The organism is Providencia sp., from assembly GCF_003533305.1.
In the GTDB taxonomy this organism is placed as follows: domain Bacteria; phylum Pseudomonadota; class Gammaproteobacteria; order Enterobacterales; family Enterobacteriaceae; genus Providencia.
In genome coordinates, this window is record NZ_DOEH01000010.1 from 1 (window position 1) to 25,246 (window position 25,246).

Annotated in this window: 21 protein-coding genes; 12 read left to right on the forward strand and 9 right to left on the reverse strand. The window is 41.4% G+C overall.

Annotation, left to right across the window (positions count from 1 at the left end):
• The first annotated feature begins 77 nt into the window (after nucleotides 1-77).
• From DD649_RS04095 to DD649_RS04115, 5 genes are read left to right on the forward strand one after another with little or no spacing between them, the layout of a single operon-like run.
• Nucleotides 78-1,595 (forward strand): sugar ABC transporter ATP-binding protein, encoded by a 1,518-nt coding sequence (locus DD649_RS04095; RefSeq protein ID WP_294103916.1) that lies wholly within the window; start codon nucleotides 78-80, stop codon nucleotides 1,593-1,595.
• Nucleotides 1,588-2,577 carry an ABC transporter permease gene (locus DD649_RS04100; RefSeq protein WP_294103918.1) on the forward strand — a complete coding sequence of 330 codons (990 nt, stop codon included), beginning with the start codon at nucleotides 1,588-1,590 and terminating at the stop codon, nucleotides 2,575-2,577. Before DD649_RS04095 ends, DD649_RS04100 begins: the two co-directional genes overlap by 8 nt.
• A gap of 13 nt (nucleotides 2,578-2,590) precedes the next feature.
• Nucleotides 2,591-3,625: an ABC transporter permease gene (locus tag DD649_RS04105; protein WP_294103920.1), complete on the forward strand. Its 1,035-nt coding sequence runs from the start codon at nucleotides 2,591-2,593 to the stop codon at nucleotides 3,623-3,625.
• Nucleotides 3,626-3,644: 19 nt separating this feature from the next.
• Entirely contained in the window at nucleotides 3,645-4,508 is an 864-nt protein-coding gene (locus DD649_RS04110; RefSeq protein WP_294103922.1) for an L-ribulose-5-phosphate 3-epimerase, read from the forward strand.
• A gap of 13 nt (nucleotides 4,509-4,521) precedes the next feature.
• Entirely contained in the window at nucleotides 4,522-5,994 is a 1,473-nt protein-coding gene (locus tag DD649_RS04115; RefSeq protein WP_294103924.1) for an FGGY-family carbohydrate kinase, read from the forward strand.
• 88 nt (nucleotides 5,995-6,082) lie between these two features.
• On the opposite strand, the gene DD649_RS04120 is transcribed toward DD649_RS04115, so the two are convergent.
• Nucleotides 6,083-7,429 (reverse strand): phosphoethanolamine transferase, encoded by a 1,347-nt coding sequence (locus DD649_RS04120; RefSeq protein WP_294103926.1) that lies wholly within the window; start codon nucleotides 7,427-7,429, stop codon nucleotides 6,083-6,085.
• A gap of 523 nt (nucleotides 7,430-7,952) precedes the next feature.
• On the opposite strand from DD649_RS04120, the gene DD649_RS04125 reads away from it, so the two are divergent.
• The 4 genes from DD649_RS04125 to DD649_RS04140 are packed head-to-tail and all read left to right on the forward strand — an operon-like array spanning nucleotide 7,953 to nucleotide 11,974.
• Nucleotides 7,953-8,702, forward strand: a complete 750-nt coding sequence (locus DD649_RS04125; protein WP_294103928.1) for a xylose isomerase — start codon at nucleotides 7,953-7,955, stop codon at nucleotides 8,700-8,702.
• 4 nt (nucleotides 8,703-8,706) lie between these two features.
• Entirely contained in the window at nucleotides 8,707-9,690 is a 984-nt protein-coding gene (locus tag DD649_RS04130) for a sugar kinase (RefSeq protein WP_294104419.1), read from the forward strand.
• 14 nt (nucleotides 9,691-9,704) lie between these two features.
• Complete coding sequence (locus DD649_RS04135) at nucleotides 9,705-10,985, forward strand: MFS transporter (RefSeq protein WP_294103930.1); 1,281 nt, start codon at nucleotides 9,705-9,707, stop codon at nucleotides 10,983-10,985.
• Between the two features lie 11 nt (nucleotides 10,986-10,996).
• Complete coding sequence (locus DD649_RS04140) at nucleotides 10,997-11,974, forward strand: NAD(P)-dependent oxidoreductase (protein WP_294103932.1); 978 nt, start codon at nucleotides 10,997-10,999, stop codon at nucleotides 11,972-11,974.
• Between the two features lie 110 nt (nucleotides 11,975-12,084).
• Here the strand turns inward: DD649_RS04140 and DD649_RS04145 are convergent, their stop codons facing one another.
• Together DD649_RS04145 and dsdC are read right to left on the reverse strand one after the other, a co-directional pair.
• Entirely contained in the window at nucleotides 12,085-13,113 is a 1,029-nt protein-coding gene (locus DD649_RS04145) for a LacI family DNA-binding transcriptional regulator (protein ID WP_294103934.1), read from the reverse strand.
• 126 nt (nucleotides 13,114-13,239) lie between these two features.
• Nucleotides 13,240-14,193, reverse strand: coding sequence for a DNA-binding transcriptional regulator DsdC (gene dsdC / locus DD649_RS04150; protein ID WP_294103936.1), 954 nt, complete (start codon nucleotides 14,191-14,193; stop codon nucleotides 13,240-13,242).
• Between the two features lie 220 nt (nucleotides 14,194-14,413).
• On the opposite strand from dsdC, the gene dsdX reads away from it, so the two are divergent.
• Together dsdX and DD649_RS04160 are read left to right on the forward strand one after the other, a co-directional pair.
• A complete protein-coding gene (dsdX, locus tag DD649_RS04155; protein ID WP_294103938.1) occupies nucleotides 14,414-15,751 on the forward strand; it encodes a D-serine transporter DsdX in 1,338 nt (445 codons plus the stop codon).
• A 12-nt stretch (nucleotides 15,752-15,763) separates the two neighbouring features.
• Nucleotides 15,764-17,098 carry a D-serine ammonia-lyase gene (locus tag DD649_RS04160; protein ID WP_294103940.1) on the forward strand — a complete coding sequence of 445 codons (1,335 nt, stop codon included), beginning with the start codon at nucleotides 15,764-15,766 and terminating at the stop codon, nucleotides 17,096-17,098.
• 219 nt (nucleotides 17,099-17,317) lie between these two features.
• Here DD649_RS04160 and DD649_RS04165 read toward each other — a convergent pair whose 3' ends face one another.
• The 6 genes from DD649_RS04165 to DD649_RS04190 are packed head-to-tail and all read right to left on the reverse strand — an operon-like array spanning nucleotide 17,318 to nucleotide 24,357.
• Nucleotides 17,318-18,367 carry an osmoprotectant NAGGN system M42 family peptidase gene (locus tag DD649_RS04165; RefSeq protein WP_294103941.1) on the reverse strand — a complete coding sequence of 350 codons (1,050 nt, stop codon included), beginning with the start codon at nucleotides 18,365-18,367 and terminating at the stop codon, nucleotides 17,318-17,320.
• Nucleotides 18,368-18,374: 7 nt separating this feature from the next.
• Nucleotides 18,375-19,145, reverse strand: coding sequence for an FCD domain-containing protein (locus tag DD649_RS04170; protein ID WP_294104420.1), 771 nt, complete (start codon nucleotides 19,143-19,145; stop codon nucleotides 18,375-18,377).
• Between the two features lie 45 nt (nucleotides 19,146-19,190).
• Nucleotides 19,191-19,994, reverse strand: a complete 804-nt coding sequence (locus DD649_RS04175) for an ATP-binding cassette domain-containing protein (RefSeq protein WP_336429206.1) — start codon at nucleotides 19,992-19,994, stop codon at nucleotides 19,191-19,193.
• Nucleotides 19,994-21,793, reverse strand: coding sequence for a dipeptide/oligopeptide/nickel ABC transporter permease/ATP-binding protein (locus tag DD649_RS04180; protein WP_336429208.1), 1,800 nt, complete (start codon nucleotides 21,791-21,793; stop codon nucleotides 19,994-19,996). The genes DD649_RS04175 and DD649_RS04180 overlap by 1 nt, the downstream gene beginning before the upstream one ends.
• Nucleotides 21,790-22,737 carry an ABC transporter permease gene (locus DD649_RS04185; RefSeq protein WP_336429210.1) on the reverse strand — a complete coding sequence of 316 codons (948 nt, stop codon included), beginning with the start codon at nucleotides 22,735-22,737 and terminating at the stop codon, nucleotides 21,790-21,792. The genes DD649_RS04180 and DD649_RS04185 overlap by 4 nt, the downstream gene beginning before the upstream one ends.
• Nucleotides 22,738-22,797: 60 nt before the next feature.
• Nucleotides 22,798-24,357 carry an ABC transporter substrate-binding protein gene (locus tag DD649_RS04190; RefSeq protein ID WP_294103947.1) on the reverse strand — a complete coding sequence of 520 codons (1,560 nt, stop codon included), beginning with the start codon at nucleotides 24,355-24,357 and terminating at the stop codon, nucleotides 22,798-22,800.
• A 206-nt stretch (nucleotides 24,358-24,563) separates the two neighbouring features.
• On the opposite strand from DD649_RS04190, the gene DD649_RS04195 reads away from it, so the two are divergent.
• A complete protein-coding gene (locus DD649_RS04195) occupies nucleotides 24,564-25,217 on the forward strand; it encodes a DUF1028 domain-containing protein (protein WP_294103948.1) in 654 nt (217 codons plus the stop codon).
• Nucleotides 25,218-25,246 lie beyond the last annotated feature (29 nt).

The following is a 25,246-nucleotide window of genomic DNA, read 5'->3' on the forward strand; positions in this document are numbered from 1 at the left end:
TACAGCTCGAAGTATGAAGAACTTTGTAGAGCTAGAAATATAACGAACTCGCCAACACCAGCTTAGGGAATGCAAGTATGACAACCACCTCCAAAGCCGACAAATCAGCCCCCCTAATCACTTTGCGCGACCTCTCCAAAAGTTTTGGTGGGCACCGTGCATTGCGCAATATCGATTTGACGCTCAATAAAGGTGAGGTGCACTGTTTAGCAGGCACCAATGGGTGCGGTAAAAGCACATTAATTAAAACCATCAGCGGTGTTTATGCACCGGATGATGGTAGCCAAATTGAAATTGATGGAAAAAGTTATAATCGGTTAACACCAGATAAAGCACGTGAACTGGGCGTCCAAGTGATCTACCAAGATCTATCACTTTTTCCTAACTTAACGGTTGCTGAAAATATTGCATTTGAGCTTAATCTCAAAGGCTATTTTGGTTGGTTCCGAAAAAATCTGCTCCGTGAAAAAGCACTGCAAATTCTAAATGAACTCTCTTTTACCATTAATCCCGATACACCCGTGCAATTTCTGCCTATCGCACAGCGCCAACAAGTTGCTATTTGTCGTGCTCTCGTTGCTGATGCACGATTGGTTATCATGGATGAGCCCACAGCCTCATTAACTCGAACAGAAGTCAATCAACTGTTATCAACCGTTAATTATCTAAAAGATAAAGGTATTACCGTCGTTTTTGTAAGCCATCGATTGGAAGAAGTAAAAGAAATATCTGATCGCATTACCGTTATTCGTGATGGGGAAAAAGTCGGAACTTGGCCTGCTGAAGGTTTAACTACCCGAAAAATCACTGAATTAATGACGGGCTTAGACATTGTTCACGAACGTAAGCCCCCCAATAATGCCGAAGACCGTCGCACCGTGCTTGAGTTAAAAAATCTGAGCCGTGCAGGACAATACAATAATATTTCATTGCAATTAAAACGCGGAGAAGTACTTGGGCTTTGTGGTTTACTAGGCGCCGGTCGTACTGAGCTCGCGTTGTCGCTTTTTGGTATTACTCACCCTGATAGTGGTGAATTATTTATTGAAGATAAACCTGTCACTTTAAAAAACAACACTCACGCGATTAAGCAGGGTATCGGTTATGTTTCAGAAGATAGGCTGACACTCGGCGCCATTTTACCCCAATCTATTGCTGACAATATGGTTCTGTCTATTTTAGATCGGTTAAAAACCCCTTTTCATTTAATTGATGAACAAAAATGCCAAGCAATTGTTCAAGAATGGATCGCCGACTTAGATATTAAAGTTACTGACCCTAATAATGCACTTTCGACATTATCAGGGGGTAATCAGCAAAAAGTAGTGTTAGCTAAATGGATCTTAACTCGCCCTAAAGTATTGATTTTAGACTCCCCAACGGTTGGCGTTGATATTGGTGCCAAAGACAGCATTTATAAGCTTATCCATCGTTTATCCGGTGTCGGTATTTCAATTTTATTAATTACAGATGAAGCCTCTGAAGCCTATTACAACTGTGACCGGATTTTACATATGAAACAAGGGTCTATCGTCAATGAAATTATGGTGGACTCCATGAATGAGCAACAATTAGAGGTAATCATCAATGGCTAATTGGAAAAAGCTTCGACCACAATCTGTCGAAGGTTGGTTAACCTGGGTCATTCTTATCATGGTGATTTTCTTTACAGTAATGAGCCCACAATTTCTGACCATTCAAAACTTACTCGATTTAAGTGAAAGCTATGCGGTAACGGGTATTTTTGCGCTCGGGCTTTTCGTTGTGTTAGTAACGGGCGGAATTGATATTTCGTTCGCAGCTGTCGCCTCTGTTGTGCAATATGCGATTGCCACTTGGCTGCTACAAGGTTTCATTGCCAGCCCGACATTAAGTATTACGCTTGCCATCTTGATTGGTATTACCTTTGGCTTAATTAATGCCATTCTAATTTATTCGCTAAATGTTGTTTCCATCATCATCACCATCAGTATGCAGTCATTACTATTCGGTATGTTGATGTGGCTGACCAACGGCCACAGTATTTATGACTTACCTGATTGGTGGGTCGATCCTGTGACTATCCTACCGTTTGAGGTCGATGGTGAATCCTATCAAATTGGGCTTCCGCTTGTAGTCATGCTAGGCATCGCATTTCTTACTTGGATCTTGATGAACAAAACCCATATTGGGCGCCAACTTTATGCCGTTGGTGGTAGCCAAGAGTCCGCATCCCGTATTGGTATCCGTGTTTCGGTTATCTACCTATTTGCTTATGGTTACCTCGGTGCGATGGCGGCTATCGGCGGAATGCTACAAACCTACCGTATGAGTGAAGTGGTACCAAGTGCATTGGTGGGGGGAGAACTTGATGTTCTCGCCGCAGCGGTACTGGGCGGTGCAAGTTTATCGGGCGGGCGTGGAACAGTCATCGGTACTTTGATGGGCGTTTTTCTTATCGGTATTTTGAAAAATGGCCTTAACTTGATTGGTGTCTCTAACTACTTCGTCAATATTGTTATCGGTATGGTTATTCTGATTGCCATCTGTATTACTCACTACAAAAAACGTAAAGAGACGGACGTAGGTTTTGTTTAACAGGAATATCACCATGAAAAAACAACCTCTTTTTAAAATTGATGGCGCGGTTATCGGACTGCTTTCAATCTTGTTACTGGCAGTCGCGGCTTTTAGTATTGCCATGCCGGGGCACTTTTTAACGCAAAACACATTTTTGAGTATCACATTCCAATTACCTGAGCTGGGTTTACTCACGTTCGCCATGTTTGTTCCAATGTTAAGCGGTGGATTGAATCTCGCCATTATCAGTACAGCTAACTTAACAGGTCTATTTATGGCTTGGGTCTTTATCAATTACTTACCCGTTGATGCAGGCACAGGCACCCAATTAATGTGGCTAGGCTTTGCTCTCATTGGTGCCACTGTGATTGCCGTAATTATTGGTTGCTTAACTGGGTTGATGATTTCTCATATTGGTGCTCACCCGATTTTAGTCACCCTCGGTACCATGACTATCATTAGCGGAATAGGTGTTTATCTCACAAAAGGGGCGGCTTTGAGTGGCATGCCACCTATCGTCAGAGCTATCGGTTCAGATACGTTATTCGGTATGCCAATCGCCATGATCATTTTTATCGTTACCGCGATAATTTTAGCGCTCTTTTTAGGCTGCACTCGCTTAGGTAAAAATATCTATATGAGTGGCAGTAATATCAATGCAACGTGGTTCAGTGGCATACGTACTGACCGAGTCATGATTGCCATCTATACCATTTCCAGTTTGCTGTGTGTCCTTGCCGGTTTGATCATGATGGCACGCTTTAACTCTGCTCGTATGGGTTACGGTGACTCCTATTTATTGCTGACTATTTTAGCAATCGTACTCGGTGGAACCAATCCTTTTGGCGGTGTAGGTAAAGTCAGTCGTGTTTTTTGCGCGCTACTTGTTTTGCAAGTCATCGCAACTGGCTTAAGCCTGTTAGGCGTTAGCTTACACTTCAATCTTGCGGTCTGGGGGATCACATTAATACTGGCGCTTGCCTTCAAATTTTTCAAAGAAAAATGGAGCGCAAAACGTGCGATGAATCGCAACCAGCGTCTAAATAAAGCATCACCACAAACTTAAATTTCACAGGGAAAACATCATGCGCAAACACCCAATGGGTATCTATGAAAAGGCCTTACCAAAAGAGAGTCGTTGGTCTGAAAAGTTAGCAATTGCTAAGGCGGCGGGTTTTGATTTTGTCGAAATGTCGATTGATGAAACTGACGAACGACTTGCAAGATTAGATTGGACTCAAGCACAACGTTTAGAATTGGTGGATGCAATCCAAAAATCCGGCGTTCGCATCCCAACCATGTGTTTGTCTGGCCATCGTCGTTTTCCCTTTGGTAGCCATGATGTTAATACCCGAAAAGCAGCCCATGAATTAATGGAAAAAGCCATAAAGTTGGCTCAAGACTTAGGCATTCGCACCATTCAATTAGCCGGATACGATGTCTATTACGAGCAACAAGATACCGAAACCATTCAACGTTTCGAAGATGCGATGCAATGGGTTGCTGAAATTGCTGCGGCCTCGCAGGTAATGTGCGCAGTCGAAATTATGGATACGCCATTTATGAACTCAATCACTAAATGGCAAGCCTTATCCGACAAAATACGTTCTCCATGGTTTAAAGTGTATCCCGATGTCGGTAACTTAACTGCATGGGGAAGTGATGTCGAAAATGAATTAGTCAACGGAATTGAACATATCGTCGCACTACATTTGAAAGATACCTATGCGGTGACTGAAACCTGCGAAGGTCAATTCCGTGACGTCCCTTTTGGTGAAGGATGTGTAGATTTTGTCAATTTATTCAAAATCTTAAAACGCTTAAATTACCGTGGTACTTTCTTAATTGAGATGTGGACAGAAAAAGCGGATGAGCCACTCATTGAAATCATCAAAGCTCGCCATTGGATAGAAGACAAAATGCAGCAAGCTGGCTGGCATAACGCCTAAAAAGGAGCATGTGATGAATACATTTTTTATGGGGGTCGATCTTGGTGGTACAGTAATTAAAGCTGGGATCTATACGCCTGAAGGACAAGAAATTATTGTTGCAGAGCATGCCTTTCCCACTGAAAGCCCAGAAGCGGGTTTTAGTGAGCGCAATATGGATGTTTTGTGGCAAGCCACTTGCGGTGTTATACAAGAAGCCATTAATAACAGCCAGTTGAATGCATCACAAATTTCAGGTGTCAGTTTCTCATCCCACGGTAAGGGATTATATTTACTCGATGAACAAGGCAGACCGGTCAGAAATGGAATTGTTTCTTCAGATTCTCGCGCCCAATCTATTGTCGACGCATGGCACAAAGACGGTACAGCAGAGAAAGCCTATCCTCTTAGCTTACAGCAATTATGGCCCTCTCACCCTGTTGCTCTGCTGCGTTGGCTCAAAGAACATGAGCCCGATAACTACCGAGACACTCGCCATATATTGATGGTTCATGACTATATTCGCTATCGATTAACCGACCAAATAGCCTGTGAAGAAACCAATATTTCCGGTAGCCAACTGTATAACCCAGCAAAATCGGCTTATGACCCGAAATTATGCCAACTTTTTGGCATTGATGAAGTGACCGATAAACTCGCGCCTGTCATTAATTCGGCCGAACAAGCGGGTAGTGTCACCAAGCAAGCGGCTAAAGAGAGTGGATTAACCGAAGGAACCCCCGTTTTCGGTGGTTTTTTTGATGTTGTTGGTGCAGCGCTCTCTTCAGGTGTGAGTCAAAAAGACAAATTAAGTGCGGTTGCGGGCACTTGGACTATCTCCACTCGCGTATTTGATGAAATCGTCCCATCCGATTACCCTTATGTTTGGAGTAAATATTGCATTCCAGGCACCTATTTTGTACATGAAGGCAGCCCAACATCCGCAAGTAACCTTGCGTGGTTTACCCGTCATTTCTTCAATCAACGTTTTCAAGATTATGATGTGTTAAATCAATGTGTAGCAGAGGGTGCCTCTAGGCAAAATGACATTCTGTTTTTTCCTTGGCTCTATGGTTCAAATTATCACAGCAATTTACAAGGTGGATTACTCGGTTTAAGTTCTCATCATACAGATGCCGACATTATTTATGCTATTTATCAAGGTATTGTATTCTCCCACTTATTGCACCAAGACAGAATTGTTGGCCTTGATAACAGCACTCAATCCATTCGATTTACGGGTGGTCCAACGCAGTCGCCCCTGTGGATGCAAATGTTTTGCGATGCCAGTAATCTCCCCTTGGATGTCGTCAATGTACAGCAATCAGGTTGCCAAGCCGCCGCCTTATGTGCTGCGGTCGGCACCGGATATTACTCAGGTTTTGATGTCGCGATTGCCGCAAGCACACCTAAAATCACCACTTATCAACCTAATGCCGTTGCACACCAGCAATTACGCAAGAAGTTTGCTCGCTTTAAAGCAGTCGCAGATGCATTAAGTCAGTAATGTTTATATTTGGGTCAACATGTTAAAAAGGCTGAGTTCATCAACATGAAACTCAGCCTTTTCTATTGATATCTTGCCATTGGCTGAATTAGTTATCTGCCACAACCTCAATACCTACATTTTTGGGAGACAAAACAGTGTCTTGTTTAAGCGAATCGTACTTCACGAACTCATCTCTTGGAAAAACAAAAACATCAATATCTTTTTCGGGTCTGATTTTATCAGACACAATACTTTTTTCTGGAGCAGTTAAATTGGTTTCAACCCCCAACCAAGAGGCGAAATAATCAAACAAATTCCATTCACTTAGAGTCTCATCAAAGAACTCACGTTGAGTATCATCTGAATTAATAATAACCAGTGGTATTTGATAAGCTCCTTTAACCAGCTGCCCATGACGAATATAGAGGCTACCTTCTTTAATGAACCCTTTATAATCAGCCTCAAGTGCTGCCACATGCTGTTTATTGGCTTTCACTAACCCTTGCCCATGATCGGCAAAATATAAAATAGAGAACGGGTGTTCTCCATTTTTATTATTCTCTTGAAGTGAGCTATAAACTTCTCCGATAAAATCATCACTGAGCTTAATTGCTGAAACATAACAATTCACCAAGCTACCCCAACCGGTATCAAATTGTTCTGGATTCATACTGTAGTTATTTTTCACTAAATCACAGGAACCTTTTGGCCAGCCATCGTGATGAGGCCCCCACATATGAATAAAAATAACTTTTTCTTTATCTTTGTTATTATTAAGTGCAGCTTTAAATGCAGGTAACATTTTAAAATCATTAGTTAATTTATTGACACTATCATCAACAATAAATTTTTCTTGAACAAATAAATTATCAAACCCTACTTTATTATCCCTAACCGGTAAAAAATAGTTCGCTTTCAAAAAGTAATTAGTAAAACCGATTTCATCATCACCAAAACTCCCATTATTACCAATATAATATGTTTCATAACCTGATTTATTAGCTAAATCGACAATAGAATTATTATTGTAATACGGCTTTTCATGATGTTCTGTAATCGTATTTAAATCATTTTTAGCCAAAGCTCGCGTCAAGGTCGGTACAGTATTAGAAGCTGCACTGATAAAATTATTAAAAAATCGACCATTAACAGAAGATAGAAAAGGTGTATTTTCTAATGGATAACCATAAGCATGCATATAATTCTTATTGGTACTTTCACCGATAATCACAACTTTAATATTATATTTTGAATTATTTTTCTTAGTTATTTTAATATCATCAGCAACATTTACACCATAACAGATATCCGCATTACTTTTTGCAGCTTTAATCAGCTCTGGAGAACATGCCTTCTTATATGCTACCGAATTCTCATTAGCCTTTCCCTGGGCATATGAGGTCACAACTAAAAAAAGAGCACTATAGAGTGCGGTAATTTTGATTAACTTCATACTCAACTCCCTCATCTTTATGACATTATTATTCTTTATTAATAGGTTAAAGATTCTTTAATGGTGTATAACTAACGTTCAAATCGTCATAGCAATAAAATATCAAGAATAAATATTTCAATTTCATATAAATATATTGAAATAAAATTTCATTAAAAGACGTAAATGAAGAAATTGAGACACTGATAACAATAATTTATTATCGATTTTTCATTGTAATCTCACTGTTTTTAACAAATAAAATATAAAATAAGTTACAAATATTGTTTATAAACAAATAGTTAAAGTGCAATCCAAATTAATAATATTCGGTTTTAGTTATTAAAAACAATAAATACTGCAATTCATCGATTACATTTAGTTGTGATGCAGATCGGTTATTCAATCTTTAGTTAATATTGATTAGTGATACAGCTCTGATTTTCATCTCTCGCCTCTAGAAATCAAAATGGAACCGGTTCCATAATAGGTTATTAGCAAGAATTAGGGTCTTACCCTTTCATATTTGTCGTAGAGGAAAGTCATGAATAAAGAAGTGATTGTTGTAACCGCGGCTTATGGTGCGCAAACTGTAGCACAGTTAGGCGGGCAGCTAGCCTTATTAGAAACTATCAAGGCAGGGAAAGCTGATGGTGTTGAAATTCGCCAAGAGCTACTCCTCGCAAGTGACAAATTAACGACCATCAACAACGCCCTCAAAGCAAAACAGCTCACCGCAGTATATTCGGTGCCTGATACGCTATTTCAAAATAGCACCCCTATCAGTAGCCAGAAAATGAAAACCTATTTAGAAGATGCCAAGCAACTCGATGCACGACTATTAAAGCTCTCCTTAGGCGAGCTACCTGATAATTATGATTTAACAGAAATCATTAATTTACTAAATAGCTACCCTGTTCAGTTAGTGATTGAAAATGACCAAACTGAAGTAGGAGGTCACATCCAACCTCTTCAACGTTTTTTTGCAGAAGTAACAGCAAAAAAAATGCCCATAAAAATGGCTTTTGATATGGCGAATTGGGCTTGGCAAGGTGAGGATGCACTCAGTGCTGCTCAGTATTTCGCCCCTTTAGTCGCTTATATTCATGTCAAAGCATGCCAATCCAAAGCTGGAAAAATTGTTGCCGTTTCCCTTGATGATAGTGATGGTTCATGGAAACCCGTGTTGCAAGCGCTGCCAACAAATGTGCCACGAGGTATTGAATTTCCATTAGTTAGCGATGATCTGTGTGCCATCACCGAACACTATGTTTCTCTATTAAAGGCTATCTAACATGATGAACAATAATAAATTAGATGTTGTCACTTTAGGCGAAGCCATGATGATGTTTGTCGCGACAAAAGCCGGTGAATTACATGATGTTGAGAATTTTGTACGCCGAGCCGCAGGTGCAGAACTCAATGTCGCGATAGGTTTATCGCGTATTGGTCTACGCAGTGGTTGGGTTAGTCGCCTTGGTAATGACTCATTCGGTCGCTTTATTCAATCCACCTTAGAAAAAGAAAATGTCGATTACGAATGTGTACTCATTGACGCAGAGCATCCTACGGGCTTTCAGTTGAAATCTAAAGCCGAAAATGGAACCGATCCCACTGTGGAGTATTTCCGCAAAGGCTCTGCGGCAAGTCACTTAGATCTCACTGATTTTAACGAGGACTATTTTATATCGGCTCGCCATTTGCATTTAAGCGGTGTTGCCGCAGCGCTTTCATCCACCAGCTATCAACTTTCATTATATGCCGCTAAATGGATGAGAAATGCAGGAAAAACACTGTCATTTGACCCAAACTTGCGTCCTTCCCTGTGGAAAAGCGAAGCTGAAATGGTCGAGCAATTAAACCAACTTGCATTCCACGCTAATTGGGTCCTACCGGGATTAAAAGAGGGCAAAATTTTAACCGGTTATGATAAACCAGAAGATATTGCAGATTTTTATTTATCACAAGGTGTTGATGTCGTCGTTATCAAAACAGGTGAGCAAGGGGCTTACTATAAAACCTCAGAAAATCAAAAAGGTATCGTTCCTGCCCTGCGAGTAAAACACGTGGTTGATACTGTGGGCGCTGGTGATGGCTTCGCTGTTGGCGTGATAAGTGCGCTACTCGAAGGTGAACCACTCCAGCGTGCCGTTGAAAGAGGTAATTTTGTCGGTGCCAGAGCTATCCAAGTGATTGGCGACAGTGAAGGACTACCAACTAAAGCGCAGTTACAGCAAGAAATGTCACTGTTATCCCCATCAACTTCTCCAGTCTTTGGCTAAGAAAGGAATTGATTATGACAACGAAAAAACCGGCTGCATCACGTTGGCTGTACATCATGCCAATTGTGTTCATCACATACAGCTTAGCTTACTTAGATAGAGCCAATTATAGTTTTGCAGCAGCAGCAGGGATCAACGCAGATTTAGGGATCAGCAAAGGAATGTCTTCCCTACTCGGTTCCTTGTTTTTTTTAGGCTATTTTTTCTTCCAAATTCCCGGGGCAATTTATGCCGAAAAACGCAGTGTTAGAAAGCTTATTTTTGCCTGTATTTTCTTATGGGGATTATTTGCCAGCCTAACAGGAATGGTTAGCAACATTCCGATGTTGGTCATTATTCGCTTTAGTTTGGGCGTCGTTGAAGCCGCCGTCATGCCCGCAATGCTTATTTACATTAGTAATTGGTTTACCCAATCTGAGCGCTCACGCGCCAATACCTTTTTGATTTTAGGTAATCCCGTTACTGTATTGTGGATGTCCGTGTTATCTGGCTACTTAATCCAAGCGCTTGGCTGGCGCCAAATGTTTATCATTGAAGGTGTTCCCGCTATTTTATGGGCATTCTTCTGGTGGAAAACTGCACGTGATAAACCGAGTCAAGTTAACTGGTTAAGCCAACAAGAAAAAGACGATCTCGAAAAAATCCTCAGTGATGAACAAAAAAATATCAAACCCGTTCGTAATTACCGTGAAGCCTTTAAATCACGCAATGTTGTGTTACTGTGCGCGCAATATTTCTGCTGGAGTATTGGGGTATATGGCTTTGTATTATGGTTACCGTCTATTATTCGTGGTGCGTCAGATTTAAATATGGTCGAAACGGGTTGGCTCTCTGCGGTTCCTTACCTTGCTGCGACTGTATCAATGGTTTTAGTCTCTTGGGCGTCTGACAAGATGAATAACCGCAAACTATTTGTTTGGCCAATGCTGTTAATTGGCGCCATCTGTTTCTTAGGTTCCTTCCTACTGGGCAGCTCTAACTTCTGGCTTTCTTACACTTTATTAGTCATTGCTGGTGCCGCGATGTATGCCCCTTATGGCCCGTTCTTTGCTATTATTCCTGAAATGTTACCGAAGAATGTTGCCGGCGGTGCAATGGCGTTAATCAATAGTATGGGCGCTTTAGGATCGTTCTTTGGCTCTTGGTTTGTCGGTTATCTCAATGGTGCAACGGGCAGCCCAAGTGCATCTTATATGTTTATGGGACTCGCACTGTTGGCATCCGTTTTCTTCACGATTATTGTCAAACCAAATCAAGAAAAAAATAGCGATTCCGTCATCGCTAAACATGCTTAAGGGAGATTATGATGAAAAAAAATATCGTTCTATATAAAACAATACCTGCTGACCAACTTAAGCGCTTACAACAACATTTTAATGTCACAATTTTTGATTCCGTCAATCAGAGCAACCATGCTGATTTTCGGCGAGCCCTTGTAAATGCCGAAGGAATTATCGGCGCAAGTACCCCGATTACTGCCGATGATTTAGCAATCGCCACCAAACTAAAAGCAGCCTCAACGATTTCAGTCGGGGTTGACCAATTTGATGTTTCTGCCATGACAGCGCGTGGTATCCCATTAATGCATACCCCCAGTGTGCTCACTGAAACCACCGCAGATACTATTTTCACACTGGTTTTATGCAGTGCACGACGCATTATTGAAATGGCGGAAATGGTTAAAGCGGGTCAATGGACCAAAAGTATTGGTGAAAATCATTATGGCTGGAATGTGAGTGGAAAAACCATTGGTATCCTCGGCATGGGACGTATAGGTTATGCAGTTGCAAAGCGCGCCCATGCAGGTTTTGGCATGTCAGTGCTCTATTATAACACCTACGACCATCCAGAAGCGGAGAGTCAGCTTAATGCACGCCGTTGTGATTTAGATACACTACTCGCTCAATCTGATTTTGTTTGCGTGGTATTACCTTTATTACCTTCAACCGAAAAATTGATTGGCAAAAAAGAACTACAAAAAATGAAGCCAAGTGCGTTCTTAATTAATGGCTCTAGAGGAAAAATTGTTGATGAGGCCGCGTTAATCGATGCCTTAGAAACGGGCGTGATCCGCGGTGCAGGCCTTGATGTTTTCGAGGTTGAGCCTTTGCCAATTGATTCAAAATTACTGACTTTGCCGAATGTTGTTGCATTGCCTCACATTGGTTCTGCAACCCATGAAACCCGTTACGCAATGGTTGAATGCGCCGTTGATAACTTAATCGCCGCACTCAATGGCTGTCTAACTCATAACTGCGCCAATCCAGAAGTCAGTAAAAAGTAAGTCAAAATTTACTTACTAAATAGCTTAAATGTAACGAATAAATAAGCCCAAGAAACCGATCTTAAATCTGTCTCTTGGGCCAATAAACGTCGCATTACACGGTGATATCATTAAAGTGTTGTCGAATTACGGACAATCAGTTCGCCATTAAAGAGGTGTTGAGCGGGTGGTTTTTCTGGATTTTCCAGTTTTTCGAGCAAACATTCAACGGCTTTATGTCCCATCAGAGCAGTCGGCTGAGAAATCGACGTTATTCCCTGTCCTGCAAAAGATGCCCACTCTAAGTTATCAAAACTGAGAAAACCGATATCGGCGCCCCAATGCAAACCTTGCTGATTCAATGCATAGGCTATTTGCAATGTCAGCACACCATTCGCCGCCACAATGGCTTTACGCATCCCTCGGTGATTAGCACAGAACTCAGTAATAATCGCAGATAAACTTTCTGGTGCGGGTAATGAAATTTCGTGAAATATCCCTTTAATTTGCGGATTATTTGCTAAAACCTGTTGGAATGTTTGCAAACGTTCTTCGCGCGCACTGTTGTAGACGATAGGTTCGGTCACAAAACAGATAGCTTCGAAACCTTGTTCTATCAGATGGTTAAAAGCCATATTTGCCGAGGCTGGGTTATCTAGTCCAACCATGTCACAGGGGAAATTATCAATTTTTCTATCGAGTAAAACAAACGGCAATGTAGTGGATTGTAATACGTCAATAAATTGCTCATTCACCCCTGCCGAGTTAATAATTAAGCCATCAACCCGATAACCTTTTAATAGCTGTATAAATTGGCATTCCAACTCAATGCTATTATTGGCATTGCACACTACCGTCATAAAACCTTGTTTGATAGATTCCGCCTCAACGCCTTTTAACACCTCAACTGAGAACGGGTTACCAATATCCGCAATAATCAGCCCTATCAACCCAGTCCGCCCATGCTTTAGACTGCGAGCCATTTGATTAGGACGATAATTGAGTTCGAGGATAGCGGCTTCAATACGTTGACGTAAGTTATCTGACAATAAATGAGATTCACCATTTAAATAACGGGAAATGCTTGTTTTGCCTGTCTGCGCTTTGGCAGCCACATCTTTTATGGTCGCAACTTTTGTTGATTTGGGTGCAATAGCCACAGATTATGTCCATAAAAAGAAAACGTTATAATCACAACATATTACCTAAGTTCGAGCAATTTTACCCGTAAAAGCGTGATTAAACTAATTTACATGAATGATACCGCACTATTAATTGACGCTATTTTAACCCACTTGATTTTTTAACCACTGGATAAAAATATCAGCTTTCGGATTACGTTTTTCATTCAATGTCGCGAAATAATAGCGCTGTTGGCACTGTAATGCGGTATCACCAAACGGCATCACTAACTCATGACTTTCTAATCGTTTTTTCACTAGCTGCTTGCGTCCCATCGCGACACCAGCATGATTAATAGCCGCAATAATAGCGAGATCAGAGCGGTCAAAACATAAGTTTCTGCGATGAGAAATAATCGATAAATTTGAATATTCACTCCATGCTCGCCATTCATCATAGTCGGAATTATTACTCCAAGCTTGCCTGTCATGCAGTAAAGTACAATTTTTCAACTGATGCTGGTTATTCAGTAAATCATGTTGTTGCGCATATTTTGGACTACAAACAGGCACTATCGACTCTTGCATTAAGTCTTCACAATAAAGATTACTGTGAACGGTATCATCGTAATAAATAGCTAGATCAATACCATATCCTCGGAAATTTACCTCATCGTTTCCCGTCAGTAAATTCAATTGAATGGACGGATATTGATAAGCAAAATCAGCAATTTTCGGCACTAACCAACACTGAGCAATAGAAGGTCGTGAATAAACCGTTAGCTCACCTGATATTTCCTGGTTTTTAATATCAATAATTTCCTGATTAATATCATCAAGGTTTTTACGTAATGCCCAATAAATTCGCTCACCATCCAGTGTTAGCTCAATACGTCGATGAAAACGCGCAAATAACTTGAAACCTAGCTCAGATTCTAATGTATTTATACGATGACTGACGGCGCTAGGGGTTAATGATAATTCCTGCGCAGCAAGTGCAAAAGAACTATGCCTCGCCGCGGCTTCAAATGTATGAAGGCGCGATAATTGATGGCTAGATAAACGTTTATTCCATTGAATAAAACCAGATTGTTCAAAATGGCTTGGGGTCATCGACATATTTTTTTACTCTATCATCATATAAACGCACAATATTAAGTGAGAATAACCTATTTAAGATGAATTCATATGGTGCAAAGTACAGTCAACTTGATTTATATGATGGATATCACCCATTTGAATCAATCTATTTCATCTAAACGCTGAGTTTCATCGTTTGTCACCTCTGAATATTTATTATCCAATAGATGAACAACAACAATACAATCAGGGGTAGGATATGGACTCAACAATTTGGATGCTAGCAACCTTAGTTATCAGCATCTTACTGATCATAATCTCAATAATTAAATTTAAGTTTCATCCCTTTTTAGCCCTTTTACTCGCCAGCTTTTTTGTCGGCATTTCCATGAAAATGAATCCACTCGAAATGGTGAATGCGATTGAAAATGGAATTGGCGGCACACTCGGATTTTTAGCAGCAATTATCGGTCTCGGTACTATTCTTGGCAAAATGATGGAGATTTCCGGTGCGGCGGAGCGCATTGGCGTCACCTTACAAAAATGCCGTTGGTTAACTCCCGACGTCACCATGGTATTAATTGGCTTAATCTGTGGTATCACACTATTTGTTGAAGTTGGTGTTGTTCTATTAATTCCACTGGCTTTCTCTATTGCTAAAAAGACCAATACCTCTTTATTCAAGCTCGCTATTCCATTATGTACCGCTCTGATGGCAGTGCATTGTATCGTGCCGCCACATCCAGCAGCTCTGTTTGTCACCAACGAACTAGGCGCTGATATCGGCACGGTTATTGTCGCAGGGCTTGCCGTTGGTTTAGTCGCATCATTAATCGGTGGCCCTCTATTTCTTAAAATAGTTGGTGCTCGCTTACCCTTTAAAACTGTACCTGAAGCATTCTCAGATATGGAAGTTCGCGAAGAAAAAGATTTACCCTCTTTAGGTGCAACATTATTTACCGTTTTACTCCCTATTGTTCTGATGCTAATTAAAACAGCAGCAGACTTAAATATGAGTAAAGATAATTCGTTATATACGTTCTTGCAATTTATCGGTAACCCAATTACCGCCATGTTTATTGCCGCATTCGTCGCTTATTACATGCTAGGTATTCGCCGTAATATGGGCATGAGCGTGCTACTAAGTAAAACAGAAGAAAGCTTTAGCTCAATAGCCAACATTTTGCTGATTATTGGTGCGGGTGGCGCATTTAATGGCATTTTAAAAGGCAGTGGATTGAGTGATTCTTTAGCCCTCGTTCTGTCTGGCATCGATATGCACCCAATCTTACTCGCTTGGTTGGTTGCTATTATTCTTCACGCCGCTGTCGGTTCTGCCACTGTAGCAATGATGGGTGCGACAGCGATTGTTGCACCATTGATGCCAATGTATCCAGAAATAAGCCCTGAAATTATGACGTTAGCAATTGGTTCAGGCGCTATTGGTTGTACCATCGTGACAGACTCTCTGTTTTGGCTAGTAAAACAATACTGTAATGCCACATTAGCCGAGACATTCCGTTTTTATAGTGTCGCCACCCTTATTGCCTCATTTGTGGCACTCGGCGGCACGTTCTTACTTTCATTTGTGATTTAGAAGAGATTGACTATGACGACAATAAACATGGATAAGTTAATTACTGACTACCCTTTAGTTCAGGACTTAATCGATTTAAAACAAGTCACTTGGTTTAACCCTAAAGTGACAACGACAGAAGCCGGCTTACCTTATGTAGGTTTAACAGTGAAGGACGTTGAAGATGCACAAGCTCGCCTTAATCGCTTTGCACCTTACTTAATGAAAGCTTTTCCTGAAACACAAGTGACTCAAGGCATTATTGAGTCTGAAGTTGTGGCTATTCCCACAATGAAAGCCGCACTTGAAAAACGCTATAACACGCCAATCACCGGGAAAATTTTACTTAAAAAAGATAGCCATTTACCGATATCTGGCTCAATAAAAGCACGAGGTGGAATTTATGAAGTTCTCACTCATGCCGAAAAACTGGCTTTAAAAGCAGGATTGTTATCGACAACGGATAACTATGAAATTTTATTTTCTGATAAATTCCGTCAATTCTTTAGTCAATACAGTATCGCAGTCGGCTCAACGGGTAACTTAGGCATGTCGATTGGTATCATGAGCGCGAAATTAGGCTTTAGTGTCAGCGTGCACATGTCATCAGATGCGAGGCAATGGAAAAAAGATAAATTACGTGCCCATGGTGTTAATGTTGTTGAATATGAGCAAGATTACAGTATTGCTGTCGAAGAAGGCCGTAAAGAAGCCGAAAAAGATGCCAATTGTTTCTTTATTGATGATGAAAATTCAACCACCTTATTTTTAGGCTATGCAGTTGCGGGCTTACGCCTCAAAACACAGTTTGCAGAGCAAGGTATTGTGGTTGATAACAATCATCCACTCTTCGTTTATTTACCTTGTGGTGTCGGCGGCGGCCCTGGTGGTGTGGCTTTTGGTCTAAAACTGGCATTTGGTGATGCCGTCCACTGTTTATTTGCAGAACCGACTCATTCCCCATGTATGCTATTAGGTGTTCATACTGGTCTACACGATGCCATTTGTGTACAAGAAATTGGCATTGATAACGTCACCGCTGCCGATGGTCTAGCTGTAGGTCGAGCATCAGGTTTTGTTGGCCGAGCCATGGAGCGTTTGATTGATGGCTACTACACCATTGATGACACCGAAATGTATAATTTATTAGGATTACTCAATCAGACGGAATCCATCAAATTAGAGCCATCCGCACTCGCAGGTATGCCAGGTGCTGTTCATGTCACTCAACATAGCGATTATCTGCAATCTAAATCGCTAACTGCTGAAAAAATGGCAAATGCAACACATTTAGTTTGGGCTACAGGGGGGGGAATGGTGCCTCAGGCTGAAATGCAACAATATTTAGCCCAAGCAAAACTGGACTAATTGATAAATTGTCACGAATATAAAGATGATTAGCTTAGTGCCCTTTCTTCTTGATTCACTAGAGAAGAAGGGGACGGTGGAATTATTGAATAAAAAGAGTGTTAAATAGTTAATATAGGAACAAAAGGCCTTAACTTCCTCGATAAAACTCACATTATCTCTGCACAGCCCCCTTAAATGGGGGCACTGTATAGAGATAGAGATAATGTCTTTTTAAGTTTATTGTCCCGGTAGGGGTACCAAATCGCTTTCAATATAATGTCGTACTAATGTCGCGAGCGCCATGAGTGAATCAATATGAGTTCTTTCCCAACCGTGTGAGCTGTCTAAAGCAAAACAAGCAAGTGCAGCACGGATATCCCACCCTGCATCAATGGCTGCTGCACTATCAGAACGATAATGTTTAAAAGTATCTCTAACATGAGGAATGTCATGTTGTTGGCACAATTTTAGTAAATGACGCGTTATCGCTAAATCAAAAGGCCCCGTTCTATCTCTAAAGGCTAAAGTCAGTGAATCATCACGCGTGGTTTGATCAGGCCCTGAAACAGAATTATCAATCGCTAATAATTCTTGAACTTCATCACCAAAACCATGAGTACCGCCAATCCCCACCTCTTCAGAGATAGTAAACATCAACTGGCAAGAAACCGCAGGTACCACCTTATCGTCAATCAATGATTTTAATGCTGCTAACATCACGGCACAGCCCGCTTTATCGTCTAAATGGCGAGAAACAATAAAACCGTTATCCATAAACTCAGGCTGAGCATCAACGGCTACCATATCCCCCACATTCAAACCATGCGTTTTTAAATCAGTTTCATTATAACAAAGTGCATCTAAGCGAATTTCCAAGTTATCCCAATCTGCTATTTGCGTATCAACCTCAGTATTAAAACGGTGTCCTGAAGCTTTTAGGGGTAAAATAGTACCGCGATATTGATGGTCATCACTAAAAACAGTAACTCTCGCTCCTTCAGCAAAGCGCGCTGCCCATGTTCCCGTGTTACGTAGAGCTAAACGCCCATTAGGCTTGAGCTGAGTCACCATCGCACCAAGCGTATCTAAATGCGCAGCAAGTGCACGTTTTGGCACACTTTCCCCTAATGTGACATGCAATACACCTCGGCGAGTGTATTGTGGTGTAAAACCTAGTTCAGTAAGCCATTGATGGGTTTGAGCCACCGCCAGTTCGGTCATACCAACCGGACTCGGTGTCAGTAAAAGTGTTTTCAATACTGAGGTCAGATATGCTTTATCTATCATTCGTTATTTACCTATCTTCACTTAAAAAACGTTCTTGTAATGTAGCTTGCAATGCCAGCATGGCTTGCTCTGCGTAGTCCATATGTGCTTCCATAATCGTTTTTACTTTTAATGCATCTTTTCTACGCAGGGCATCTATCAATTGGTATTGGTAATCAATACCTTGACGACGTTCCACCGGTTCAGGTTTCAAATAAATATCTTTGCAAACCGCTAAATCCTTTAATAAACGTTGAAGAAAATGGCAAATAAAGACCAAGAGCACATTGTCAGAATAGCTAGCAACAACGGCGTGAAAATCTAGCTCTGCCATTCGTTGTTTCCAACGTTCTTCTTCATCGGCTGGCTCATGATCATAGATAGCGATAGTGTCATATAATTTCTGAATCCCAGCACTATCAATATTTTCAATTGCGCTTATAGCAACCATAGGCTCTAATAATTTACGCAGCGTATAAATATCTTTGATTGAAACATCTCGCGTAAATAAGAAATTAGATAGTAAACTCATTGCCCGAGATTCAGTCATTGAATCAATAAATGCCCCGCCACCTGGTCCCGTTTTGGTTTTAATTAATCCTTGAACTTCCAGAGATTTCAACGCCTCCCTAACGGTACTTTTACTTGCACTGTATCGCTCAATCAAATCTTTTTCTTGTGGCAATCTATCACCGGGAATGAGGTTATCCGCCATAATAGTTTCTTTAATCGCATTCACAATTTCATCAGTACGTTTTATTCGAACTGTTTCTGTTATCAGCGGCTTATCTATATTCATGTTGTATTCCGACAGTGTAAAATAGAAAACGTTGTTAGCCTCGCATCATACGGATGAGTCCATCGTTATTCGTGGCGCACTGGCTAATAAATTTTGGGTATAACTGTGTTCAGGACGAGCGAAAAGGCTATCAGTATCACGACATTCTAACAAATCACCGAGATAGAGTACGGCAACTCGGTCAGCAATGGATTCCACCACGGCTAAATCATGACTAATAAACAAATATGACAACGAAAACTGTTGTTTAAGATCCTGTAATAGCAGAAGCACTTGGGCTTGCACAGAAACATCCAGTGCACTCACGGGTTCATCAAGAACTAGAATCCGTGCTTCCGCCGCCAACGCCCGAGCAATCGCTAAGCGCTGAGCCTGCCCACCAGAAAATTCATGAGGATAATAACTTAACGAATCTATCGGCATATTAACGGCATTCAGTAATTCTTCGAGCCGCCTTTGCCGTTGCGCCTTATTCATATGTTTTAAATATTTCAGCGGAATAGACAAAGTTTCACCAATCGTTTTACGTGGATTTAGTGAAGCTACGGGATCTTGAAATACGTACTGAACTGCTTGCCCAAAAGCACGGGCTCCCTGCTTTTGCCATTCACGTTGGGTCTGGCCTAAAATAGTCATGTCACCCGATGTCGCTTTTTCTAAACCCACTAAAATACGTGCTAATGTGCTCTTACCTGAGCCGCTTTCACCCACTACCGCCAGCGTTTCACCTTCATAGAGCTCTAATGAAATATTTTTTAATGCATGAACTTCTCGGCGATTAGGATGAAATAATCCGGCTGGATGACCAAATGTTTTGACCAATTGATTAACTTCAATAACTTTGTTCATCAAGCCCCCTTAATCGGTTTGGGTTTATGATTGTAAATCTCTGCCACGTGCTCAAGAAATGCCTTTCCTTCCCCAAGTTTTGGCACGCTAGCAATTAAACGCTGCGTATAAGGATGTTGCGGCTGTTGCAACACCGTTTGAGTTTGTCCTGTTTCGACAATCGAGCCTTGCTGCATGACGGCCACACGATCACAAATCTGATTAATCACAGCAAAATCATGGGTAATAAATAACAAGGCGACTCCCCGTTCACGGCGTAAGGTATTTAATAACTCTAAAATTCTAGCCTGTACGGTCACATCCAGTGCCGTTGTGGGCTCATCAGCAATAATCAGCACCGGATCATTGGCGAGTGCCATCGCAATACCAACGCGTTGACGTTGGCCGCCAGATAACTCATGGGGATAAGCATGATAACGCTGAGCGGCATCTGGAATGCCAACACTTTCAAGTAATTCGATAGACTTAGTTTTTGCGGTTTGGTTAGAAATGGTTTGATGTGCAGTTATCGCTTCTTGTAATTGGACGCCCACAGTAAATTGTGGATGCAATGTTGTTAGTGGGTCCTGGAAAATATAAGAAACGCGAGCCCCACGCCGCTGCTGTAAGCTTGATAATGGTAGTGATAGCATTTCTTCACCACTGACATAAACGCCCCCAGAAGTTACCACGGCTGGCGGTGATGCTAGTAACCCCATGATTGACAATGCAGTCACGCTTTTGCCTGAACCACTTTCACCAATCAATCCTAAACACTCACCGGGCTCGACCATAAAGCTAATATTATTCACTGTTGGTCGCAGTTCATCTCCTTGACGAAATGCAATACTGAGCTCTTTGACTTCAAGCACTGCTGGACTGTTTGATGTTTGCGGTGGAATAACAGTGCGCTGCGTTTGAGTCATGGGTTGTGAACGTTGCAATGCACCAGATTTTAATCGTGGATCTAAAATGTCACGGATACCGTCGCCTAATAGATTAAAACTAATCACAATAAGAAAAATCATCACACCAGGCACTAAAGCAACATGAGGTGCCACAAACATTTGAGCTCGGCCTTGTCCTAACATTGATCCTAAATCGGCATTCGGTGGCTGAGTGCCTAGCCCTAAGAATGACAAACCCGCCGTTTCTAATATCATCCAGCCTATCGTTGTCGACATAGTCACAACGATAATCGGTAGCACATTGGGCAAAACCTCAGTTAATAGCACCTGAAAATGGTTTTTCCCTGAAAGTCTCGCCGCCTGAATAAAATCTCGGTCTCGCAACCCTACGGTTAATCCACGGATATTACGCGCAAAAAAAGGAATATTGACTAAGGCAATCGCATACAAAGCATTTAATAAACCAGGACCCAAGACAGCTACAATCGCCAATGCTAATAAGATATATGGAAATGCCATCAACATATCAATACAACGCATTAATAATGTATCTGTTTTATTTCCAACGTAACCAGCAATTAAGCCAATAAGCGTACCAAAAACGGCCGCAATTAAAGTGGCAGAAATTCCGACCATTAAGGAAACTCGAGTTCCCCACAATAACCGCGATAAAATATCACGACCAAGGTGATCAGTGCCTAAAACATGCCCTGAGGAAAATACCGGTAGTAATCGGTTCACTAAATCCGTCTGGTCTGGATTAGCTAAGGGTAGCCAAGGTGCTAATAACGCACAAAACATGATGACAAGTAAAATAGCGAGTCCTATGGAGGCTAAACGATTCGCTAATAACAACGCTCCAATTGACTGGCGCTGGCGATGTTGAATAACCGGTGTCATTAATGAGCTCATGATTTCAACCTCGGATCTAGCAATGCTTGCATCAAATCAGCAAACATATTAATAAATACATAGGAAGCCGCGGCAATCAATACCCCACCTTGAACTAAGAACAAATCACGAGTTGCAACCGCCTTCACTAGCATTGCTCCGAGCCCCGGCCACTGAAATACGGTTTCAATATAGACCGCGCCACCAAATACAAATCCGGCTTGAATACCAATAACGGGGATCACCGACACTAGCGCCATGCGAAATGCATGACGAAAAATCACTTTGCGCTCACTCAACCCTTTTGCTCTGGCAGTACGAATAAAATCAAGGCGTAAAACTTCCAACATTGCCGTTCGTGTAAGCCGTGCAATAACCCCTGTTGCGACTAAAGAAAGCGTTATGACTGGTAACACAAGATGATGCAATAAGTCACCTAAGCCACCCCCCTGCCAAATTGAGTACATACCCGACGCAGGAAACCATTGTAATTGCACCGAAAAAGCCATAATCATCAACAAACCAATCCAAAATGAAGGCATTGAGATACCAAGTAACACTGCTAAAGTGATAAATCTATCACTCCAACTAAATTGGCGAGTAGCGGAAATAATTCCTGCCAATAAACCTAAAATTGAGCTAAGTAATAACGCACATCCACCAAGGATCAGAGTGGCAGAAAAGCGCTCCAACACTTCATCAGCAACGGGGCGATTCAATACAAATGAACGACCAAAATCCCCAGACAGCAAATTTTTCATCCAAATAAAATATTGCTGATAGAGCGGTTTATCCAAACCGAGCTCTGTTTTTACCCTAGCCACATTTTCTGGCGTTGCCCAAGGCCCAAGTAATGCTTGAGCCGGATCCCCTGGGATCATCGCCATAATAAGAAAGACAATTAATGTGAGACCAATCAAGATAGGAATGGTCGCAAGAATACGTTTTAAACAATATAACCACATAGGCTTTTCCCCTGAAAATCAACTCACGACCGCGATACCTTTGAGACTTCAACCTATCGATTAGTCTTTGCGTACATCTTTGAGTAATAAATTAAAATTTGGCTGTAGCTTAAAGTGGCTAATCCTCTCGCTAGCAACTGCATTTTGTTTCCAGTTGGCAACAAATAACCAAGGGGCATCACGATGAACTATTTTTTGCACCTGACGATATAACTGAGCGCGCTCAGCCAGATCGTTACTCACTCGTGCTTTGTCCAATAACGCATCTAATTCTTTATTGCTGTAATAACCTGAATTAAAACCGCCTTTATCAGGCCATGAACCTGAATGAAGGGTCAGAAATGGTAGCGTATCAGGGTCATTAGTCATCCAAGCCATTTCAGCCATATGGGCTTGTTGAAGCCCTGAATTAACCTTCGATAAATAGGTATTCCACTCAAAAGTTTGAATTTCAACAACTAATCCCACAGCTTTTAAATCTGCCTGAATAGCCGTTGCCATCGGGATTGGGTCTAACATGCCAGAACCCCCCTCCGTGACATAGAAAACAATTTTTTGCCCTTCTGCACCCGCAGCTTTGATCAATGCTCGCGCTTTTTCTGGATCATAAGGATATGCCGTTGTTTCTTCATCAAATGCCCAGTCAAAAGCAGATGGAATTGGCCCCTCAGACACATCCGCAGATCCTTGAAGGATATATTTAACAATATTGTCTTTGTTCACAGCAAAGTTGACCGCTTGCCTAACGCGAACATCATCAAACGGGGGCAATGACGTATTTAACATGCCATACCAGACATGGGGACCTGTGGCTTCATATAACCGAAAACGCTTATCTCCTGCAAATAATGGAACATTATCCGCAGGTACTTCAACCATGGCATCTATTCCCCCTGAGAGCATTTCTGCGATACGAGTATTCGCATCGGTAATCGGTCTAAAAACCACATAATTCAAGCTAGGGCGAGTGTCCCAATAATTCTCATTCGCGGCGACAACGACACGTTGATTTGCTATCCACTCAGTAAATTTAAAGGGACCAGTTCCGCTTGGGTGACGACTAAAATTTTTATCATATTGCTTCACTGCACTCGGCGAGACAATCAAGCCGGCAGGGGTGGCTAAGTTTGATAAAAAAGGCGCAAACGGCTCTTTAAGTTTAAACACCACGGTTTGGTTATCTGGCGTTTCAATTTTATCTATTGCTGAAAAGAAAAATGATAGTGGAAAAGGCCCTGTGTGATAGTACGGATGTGTATTATCGAGCATCCGTTCAAAGGTAAATTTAACCGCCTGAGCATTAAAATCACTGCCATCGTGGAATTTGACATTTTCACGTAATTTAAAGGTGTATATTTTCCCATCGTCACTTACCGTCCATGATTGTGCAAGAGATGGCTCCAAAGACAATGAACCATCACCATTACGCACAAGTCCTTCGTAAATATTCACCAGTATTCGAGAGTCATTTGCCGCCGTTGCCACTTGAGGATCTAGCGATTGAGGCTCTGCAACCTGACCCAACAATAAAACATCACTATATTTTACTGCCCATGTTGATGTTGAAAAGGCAAAGAGAAGCAAAATACTGGCTACCCAACTGCACGAACGCATTCTCATATTGATTTTCCCTGGTGTACTTTTTGCTGTGTGTTTTTATTTTCATGCTTTTTATGATGTTAAATTTATTGTTTGAAATTTATCGCATGAAATGTGTCTATTTTGTTAATTATCATTTCGATTTTTCTATTTATGATGATAAATTAACTTTCATGCAATAATTTATAATGATAAATTTGATCAATGTCTAATTTATAGGGTGTAAAATGACTTTTTCTATTGTGGCTCGCTGCCCAAAAACAGGAAAAATTGGTGCAGTAACCGCGACAGGAGGGCCTGCTGTTGGCGCCTTAGTGTTACATGGTGCAAGCCAATTAGGTGCAATAGCAACGCAAGCAATGACCAATCCAATGGCTGGAATAAACGGAATTGAGCGATTACAAGAAAAACTATCCGCTCAAGCATGCCTTGATACTCAATTAAGCCATGACACTAACCCCGCGATACGACAACTAATAGTAGTTGATGCACAAGGAGGAAGTGCAAATTGGACGGGGCAAGAATGTCTACCTTGGTGTGGTAGTTTGTCCGAGGCAAATTTAGCCATTGCAGGGAATATGTTAGCAAGTGAACAAGTTTTATTCGCACTTTATGCAACTTACCAACAAAACCCGCACTTAGATTTTGCCGATAGACTCTTGCTTGCCATGCAAGCAGGTGCAGATGAAGGCGGGGATTATCGCGGTATTCGATCCGCAGCATTAAAAATCTGGCACAACCGTAAATATGCGGATATTGATATTCGAGCAGATTGGTCTGAGCAGCCCATATCCCATTTAACGACTATTATTCATCGTGTACGTTCTCAGGATTATGCCAATTTCTTTGCACAAATTCCGACTGGGAATGAAACCAACTAAGTCAAATATAATAAATGGTCTGTATCGCT

Coding starts and splice junctions, on each gene's coding strand:
- dsdC (WP_294103936.1), bottom strand. CDS start 14,193: ATGTCGATGACCCCAAGCCATTTTGAACAATCTGGTTTTATTCAATGG.
- DD649_RS04130 (WP_294104419.1), top strand. CDS start 8,707: ATGAACAATAATAAATTAGATGTTGTCACTTTAGGCGAAGCCATGATG.
- DD649_RS04125 (WP_294103928.1), top strand. CDS start 7,953: ATGAATAAAGAAGTGATTGTTGTAACCGCGGCTTATGGTGCGCAAACT.
- DD649_RS04135 (WP_294103930.1), top strand. CDS start 9,705: ATGACAACGAAAAAACCGGCTGCATCACGTTGGCTGTACATCATGCCA.
- DD649_RS04170 (WP_294104420.1), bottom strand. CDS start 19,145: ATGAATATAGATAAGCCGCTGATAACAGAAACAGTTCGAATAAAACGT.
- DD649_RS04120 (WP_294103926.1), bottom strand. CDS start 7,429: ATGAAGTTAATCAAAATTACCGCACTCTATAGTGCTCTTTTTTTAGTT.
- DD649_RS04195 (WP_294103948.1), top strand. CDS start 24,564: ATGACTTTTTCTATTGTGGCTCGCTGCCCAAAAACAGGAAAAATTGGT.
- DD649_RS04115 (WP_294103924.1), top strand. CDS start 4,522: ATGAATACATTTTTTATGGGGGTCGATCTTGGTGGTACAGTAATTAAA.
- DD649_RS04160 (WP_294103940.1), top strand. CDS start 15,764: ATGACGACAATAAACATGGATAAGTTAATTACTGACTACCCTTTAGTT.
- DD649_RS04140 (WP_294103932.1), top strand. CDS start 10,997: ATGAAAAAAAATATCGTTCTATATAAAACAATACCTGCTGACCAACTT.
- DD649_RS04185 (WP_336429210.1), bottom strand. CDS start 22,737: ATGTGGTTATATTGTTTAAAACGTATTCTTGCGACCATTCCTATCTTG.
- DD649_RS04190 (WP_294103947.1), bottom strand. CDS start 24,357: ATGAGAATGCGTTCGTGCAGTTGGGTAGCCAGTATTTTGCTTCTCTTT.
- DD649_RS04100 (WP_294103918.1), top strand. CDS start 1,588: ATGGCTAATTGGAAAAAGCTTCGACCACAATCTGTCGAAGGTTGGTTA.
- DD649_RS04105 (WP_294103920.1), top strand. CDS start 2,591: ATGAAAAAACAACCTCTTTTTAAAATTGATGGCGCGGTTATCGGACTG.
- dsdX (WP_294103938.1), top strand. CDS start 14,414: ATGGACTCAACAATTTGGATGCTAGCAACCTTAGTTATCAGCATCTTA.
- DD649_RS04110 (WP_294103922.1), top strand. CDS start 3,645: ATGCGCAAACACCCAATGGGTATCTATGAAAAGGCCTTACCAAAAGAG.
- DD649_RS04165 (WP_294103941.1), bottom strand. CDS start 18,367: ATGATAGATAAAGCATATCTGACCTCAGTATTGAAAACACTTTTACTG.
- DD649_RS04175 (WP_336429206.1), bottom strand. CDS start 19,994: ATGAACAAAGTTATTGAAGTTAATCAATTGGTCAAAACATTTGGTCAT.
- DD649_RS04095 (WP_294103916.1), top strand. CDS start 78: ATGACAACCACCTCCAAAGCCGACAAATCAGCCCCCCTAATCACTTTG.
- DD649_RS04180 (WP_336429208.1), bottom strand. CDS start 21,793: ATGAGCTCATTAATGACACCGGTTATTCAACATCGCCAGCGCCAGTCA.